Here is a 5,679-nt window from a genome sequence, read left to right on the forward strand (position 1 = left end):
CAGGTCAGCAAGTTCTTAAAAGAGATGTCAATGTAGCGTAGCGAGGTAATGGAGTACTGATCAAAGTACATGATTGCGTAGCTTTATTTTAAAGGTGGTGTCTAACAGACAACATAACAAAAAGAAGACTATTTTTAACAATAGTTAAAACTGGTCAGCATCTTACAACACATTTTACAATGGAGAGTTTGATCCTGGCTCAGGATGAACGCTAGCGGCAGGCCTAATACATGCAAGTCGAACGATATTAAGGGGCTTGCCCCTTAAGAAAGTGGCGCACGGGTGCGTAACGCGTATGCAACCTACCTTTATCTGGGGGATAGCCCGGAGAAATCCGGATTAATACCGCATAAAATCACAGGATGGCATTATCCAATGATCAAACATTTATGGGATGAAGATGGGCATGCGTGTCATTAGCTAGTTGGCGGGGTAACGGCCCACCAAGGCGACGATGACTAGGGGATCTGAGAGGATGGCCCCCCACACTGGTACTGAGACACGGACCAGACTCCTACGGGAGGCAGCAGTAAGGAATATTGGTCAATGGAGGCAACTCTGAACCAGCCATGCCGCGTGCAGGAAGACTGCCCTATGGGTTGTAAACTGCTTTTATCCGGGAATAAACCACATTACGTGTAATGTGCTGAATGTACCGGAAGAATAAGGATCGGCTAACTCCGTGCCAGCAGCCGCGGTAATACGGAGGATCCAAGCGTTATCCGGATTTATTGGGTTTAAAGGGTGCGTAGGCGGCCTGTTAAGTCAGGGGTGAAAGACGGTAGCTCAACTATCGCAGTGCCCTTGATACTGATGGGCTTGAATGGACTAGAGGTAGGCGGAATGAGACAAGTAGCGGTGAAATGCATAGATATGTCTCAGAACACCGATTGCGAAGGCAGCTTACTATGGTCTTATTGACGCTGAGGCACGAAAGCGTGGGGATCAAACAGGATTAGATACCCTGGTAGTCCACGCCCTAAACGATGAACACTCGCTGTTGGCGATACACAGTCAGCGGCTAAGCGAAAGCGTTAAGTGTTCCACCTGGGGAGTACGCTCGCAAGAGTGAAACTCAAAGGAATTGACGGGGGCCCGCACAAGCGGAGGAGCATGTGGTTTAATTCGATGATACGCGAGGAACCTTACCCGGGCTTGAAAGTTAGTGAATCATTTAGAGATAAATGAGTGAGCAATCACACGAAACTAGGTGCTGCATGGCTGTCGTCAGCTCGTGCCGTGAGGTGTTGGGTTAAGTCCCGCAACGAGCGCAACCCCTATGTTTAGTTGCCAGCACGTAATGGTGGGGACTCTAAACAGACTGCCTGTGCAAACAGAGAGGAAGGAGGGGACGACGTCAAGTCATCATGGCCCTTACGTCCGGGGCTACACACGTGCTACAATGGATGGTACAGAGGGCAGCTAGCCGGCAACGGTATGCGAATCTCACAAAGCCATTCACAGTTCGGATTGGGGTCTGCAACTCGACCCCATGAAGTTGGATTCGCTAGTAATCGCGTATCAGCAATGACGCGGTGAATACGTTCCCGGGCCTTGTACACACCGCCCGTCAAGCCATGGAAGTTGGGGGTACCTAAAGTATGTAACCGCAAGGAGCGTCCTAGGGTAAAACCGATAACTGGGGCTAAGTCGTAACAAGGTAGCCGTACCGGAAGGTGCGGCTGGAATACCTCCTTTCTGGAGTAGCACCGCCTACTCGCCACGCAACATGATATTTCTGATTAAGGTAGAAGGTGAAAGCATAAAGACTAAAGCTGAAAGGCGTGTCCTGATACTTGATACTGATGACTTTATACTAAAAAGAGAAAAAAGAAACACCCAGAAGACAACGGTGTGCATACTATAAAGGTATAGCATAACGGAACAAAGCTGAGGTAAGCAAAGGAAAGCGGTAGCGGTAAGATACTATATACTGCATCAGATGCTGCCTAAAAGCAAAGTCCCGTAGCTCAGCCTGGTTAGAGCACTACACTGATAATGTAGGGGTCTCCAGTTCAAATCTGGACGGGACTACACATTTACATCCTTTTGGGGGATTAGCTCAGCTGGCTAGAGCGCCTGCCTTGCACGCAGGAGGTCAACGGTTCGACTCCGTTATTCTCCACCATTGAGGTTGAGGGTTAAAAGGTAGAGGGTATAGGGTAAGAGCTATAGCCGAAACAAACCACAACAGAATAAACACCTTATTATCGGGATAGATAATATACATTGACATAAAGATTAAGAAGAAACGCCACGGGGCACGGATGTAACAGAGAAAACATCTGAAACGGTTCGAGACCGCAGTTTTTACTAATAAGGCTGAAACGGGGCTTAGTTAGGGGACAATGAAACCCTCTACCTTTATACCCTCGATCTTCAACCTTAGTAAAGTTCTTTGACATATTGGAAGAAGTTAAAAAAGAAGAGCAAACAACAATAGGCGACTGTTGTGTTTGTGCTCACCGACCCAAGAGGCAACTCAAAGGAAGGTATGAGACATCATAACAAGAGCAAAAAAAGCATACCATACGGCGCAAAAGGCGTATGAGTAGAAGAAAGTAATAAAGAGTACACGGGGGATGCCTTGGCTCTCAGAGGCGATGAAGGACGTGATAAGCTGCGATAAGCTTCGGGTATTTGCAAATAGGAACTGATCCGAAGATTTCCGAATGGGGCAACCCGGCATGTTGAAGACATGTCACATATAATGAGCAAACCTGCCGAACTGAAACATCTAAGTAAGCAGAGGAAGAGAAAATAACAATGATTTCCTAAGTAGTGGCGAGCGAAAGGGAAAGAGCCCAAACCTACTTTGTTACGGCAAAGTGGGGGTTGTAGGACTGCAACATGGCATCAGCAAACAGAAGTGGAATGGGATGGGAAGCCCAGCGATACACGGTGATAGCCCGGTACACGTATAGAATGCTGGCCTAGCAGTATCCTGAGTACCGCGAGGTCGGAGACGCCTTGTGGGAATCTGCCGGCACCATCCGGTAAGGCTAAATACTCCTGAGAGACCGATAGTGAACCAGTACCGTGAGGGAAAGGTGAAAAGAACCCCGAACAGGGGAGTGAAATAGAACCTGAAACCGTGTACTTACAAGCGGTCGGAGCGTACAAGTTGCGTGACGGCGTGCCTTTTGCATAATGAGCCTACGAGTTACTCCTCTCTGGCAAGGTTAAGTGCTTCAGGCACGGATCCGAAGCGAAAGCGAGTCTGAATAGGGCGTATAGTCAGAGGGGGTAGACGCGAAACCTTGTGATCTACCCATGGACAGGTTGAAGGTGCGGTAACACGTACTGGAGGACCGAACCGATAAACGTTGAAAAGTTTCCGGATGATCTGTGGGTAGGGGTGAAAGGCTAATCAAACTGGGAAATAGCTCGTACTCCCCGAAATGTTTTTAGGAACAGCGTGGACATTAAGTTTCATAGAGGTAGAGCTACTGATTGGGTGCGGGGGAGTCAAATCCTACCAAATCCAGACAAACTCCGAATGCTATGAAATATGGTCTGCAGTGAGGCGCGGGGTGCTAAGGTCACGCGCCGAGAGGGAAAGAACCCAGACCATCAGCTAAGGTCCCCAAGTGACAGTTAAGTTGAACTAACGAGGTCCGATTGCACAGACAGCTAGGATGTTGGCTTGGAAGCAGCCATTCATTTAAAGAGTGCGTAACAGCTCACTAGTCGAGCGATCGGGCATGGATAATAAACGGGCATTAAACTGTTCACCGAAGCTATGGGATTGAAATATATCGGTAGGGGAGCATTCTAGCGGCAGCGAAGGTATCTGGTAATGGGTGCTGGAGCTTCTAGAAAAGCAAATGTAGGCATAAGTAACGATAAGGCGGGAGAGAAACCCGCCCACCGAAAGGATAAGGTTTCCTGATCAACGCTAATCGGATCAGGGTCAGTCGGGACCTAAGGAGAACCCGAAGGGGAAATTCGATGGACAACTGGTTAATATTCCAGTACTTTTTATAACTGCGATGTGGGGACGGAGTAGTGACACTGCCGCGATCTGACGGAATAGATCGTTAAAGGCCGTAGGTATATCGATGGTAGGCAAATCCGCCAACGATGCTGAAAGCTGATAGTACCGCGAGCCTTCGGGTAAGCGGATAGCGCAGGTAATCAGACTTCCAAGAAAAACCGCTAAGCTTCAGGTTATAAAAACCCGTACCGCAAACCGACACAGGTATCCGGGAAGAGGATTCTAAGGTGCTCGAGTGAATCATGGCTAAGGAACTCGGCAAAATGGCCCTGTAACTTCGGGAGAAGGGGCGCTGGCAGCAATGTCAGCCGCAGTGAAAAGGCCCAGGCGACTGTTTAACAAAAACACATGGCTTTGCAAAATCGAAAGATGAGGTATAAGGCCTGACACCTGCCCGGTGCTGGAAGGTTAAGAGGGGATGTCATCCGCAAGGAGAAGCATTGAATCGAAGCCCCAGTAAACGGCGGCCGTAACTATAACGGTCCTAAGGTAGCGAAATTCCTTGTCGGGTAAGTTCCGACCTGCACGAATGGTGTAACGATCTGGGCGCTGTCTCAGCCATGAGCTCGGTGAAATTGTGGTCCCGGTGAAGACGCCGGGTACCCGCAACGGGACGGAAAGACCCCATGCACCTTCACTACAATTTAACATTGACATTGGATACAGGATGTGTAGGATAGGTGGGAGGCTTTGAAGCGGCGTCGCTAGGCGTCGTGGAGCCAACGTTGAAATACCACCCTTTCTGTATTCGGTGTCTAATCCCCTTAATGGGGAGACATTGTTTGATGGGTAGTTTGACTGGGGTGGTCGCCTCCAAAAAGGTAACGGAGGCTTTCAAAGGTAAGCTCAGTACGCTTGGTAACCGTACGCGGAGTGCAATAGCATAAGCTTGCTTGACTGTGAGACAGACAAGTCGATCAGGGTCGAAAGACGGATATAGTGATCCGGTGGTTCTGCATGGAAGGGCCATCGCTCAAAGGATAAAAGGTACGCTGGGGATAACAGGCTGATCTCCCCCAAGAGCTCATATCGACGGGGAGGTTTGGCACCTCGATGTCGGCTCGTCACATCCTGGGGCTGGAGAAGGTCCCAAGGGTTCGGCTGTTCGCCGATTAAAGTGGCACGCGAGCTGGGTTCAGAACGTCGCGAGACAGTTCGGTCCCTATCTGTTGTGGGCGTAGGAATTTTGAGTGGGGCTGACCTTAGTACGAGAGGACCGGGTTGGACTAGCCTCTAGTGAATCTGTTGTTCCGCCAGGGGCATTGCAGAGTAGCTACGCTGGGAATAGATAAGCGCTGAAAGCATCTAAGTGCGAAACTAGCCACGAGATGAGAATTCCATATAGGACCGTAGCAGACTACTACGTTGATAGGCTACAGATGTAAAGCTGGCGACAGCACAGTCGAGTAGTACTAATCATCCGAAGCTTTCAAAGCAAACAGACTGTTGTTTGTTCTTCATAATAACTTCTTTCAATAATATGTCATTTAAGGCTGGAAGGCCGAAGGTGGAAAGGCGGAAGGCAACCCTCCCTCCCTTAAACCCTCGCTCCCTCAACCTTATTTAAAAATATTTAGGTGCCTATATCGGTGGTGTCCACCTCTTCCCATTCCGAACAGAGAAGTTAAGCCCACCAGAGCCGATGGTACTGCGGTAACACGTGGGAGAGTAGGTCGGTGCCA

2 tRNA genes and 3 rRNA genes are annotated in these 5,679 nt (G+C 49.2%); all 5 read left to right on the forward strand.

What is annotated here, in order from left to right:
- Positions 1-176 precede the first annotated feature (176 nt).
- Positions 177-1,698, forward strand: a 16S ribosomal RNA gene (locus tag AC07VK_RS24720).
- Between the two features lie 261 nt (positions 1,699-1,959).
- Positions 1,960-2,034: transfer RNA gene (locus tag AC07VK_RS24725), tRNA-Ile, on the forward strand.
- A 17-nt stretch (positions 2,035-2,051) separates the two neighbouring features.
- A tRNA-Ala gene (locus tag AC07VK_RS24730) sits at positions 2,052-2,128 on the forward strand.
- A 427-nt stretch (positions 2,129-2,555) separates the two neighbouring features.
- Positions 2,556-5,432: ribosomal RNA gene (locus tag AC07VK_RS24735) — 23S ribosomal RNA — on the forward strand.
- Positions 5,433-5,570: 138 nt separating this feature from the next.
- Positions 5,571-5,679, forward strand: a 5S ribosomal RNA gene (gene rrf / locus AC07VK_RS24740); the annotation flags it as partial.

The sequence above is a fragment of the Pedobacter sp. GW821-FHT01D05 genome, from assembly GCF_059422505.1.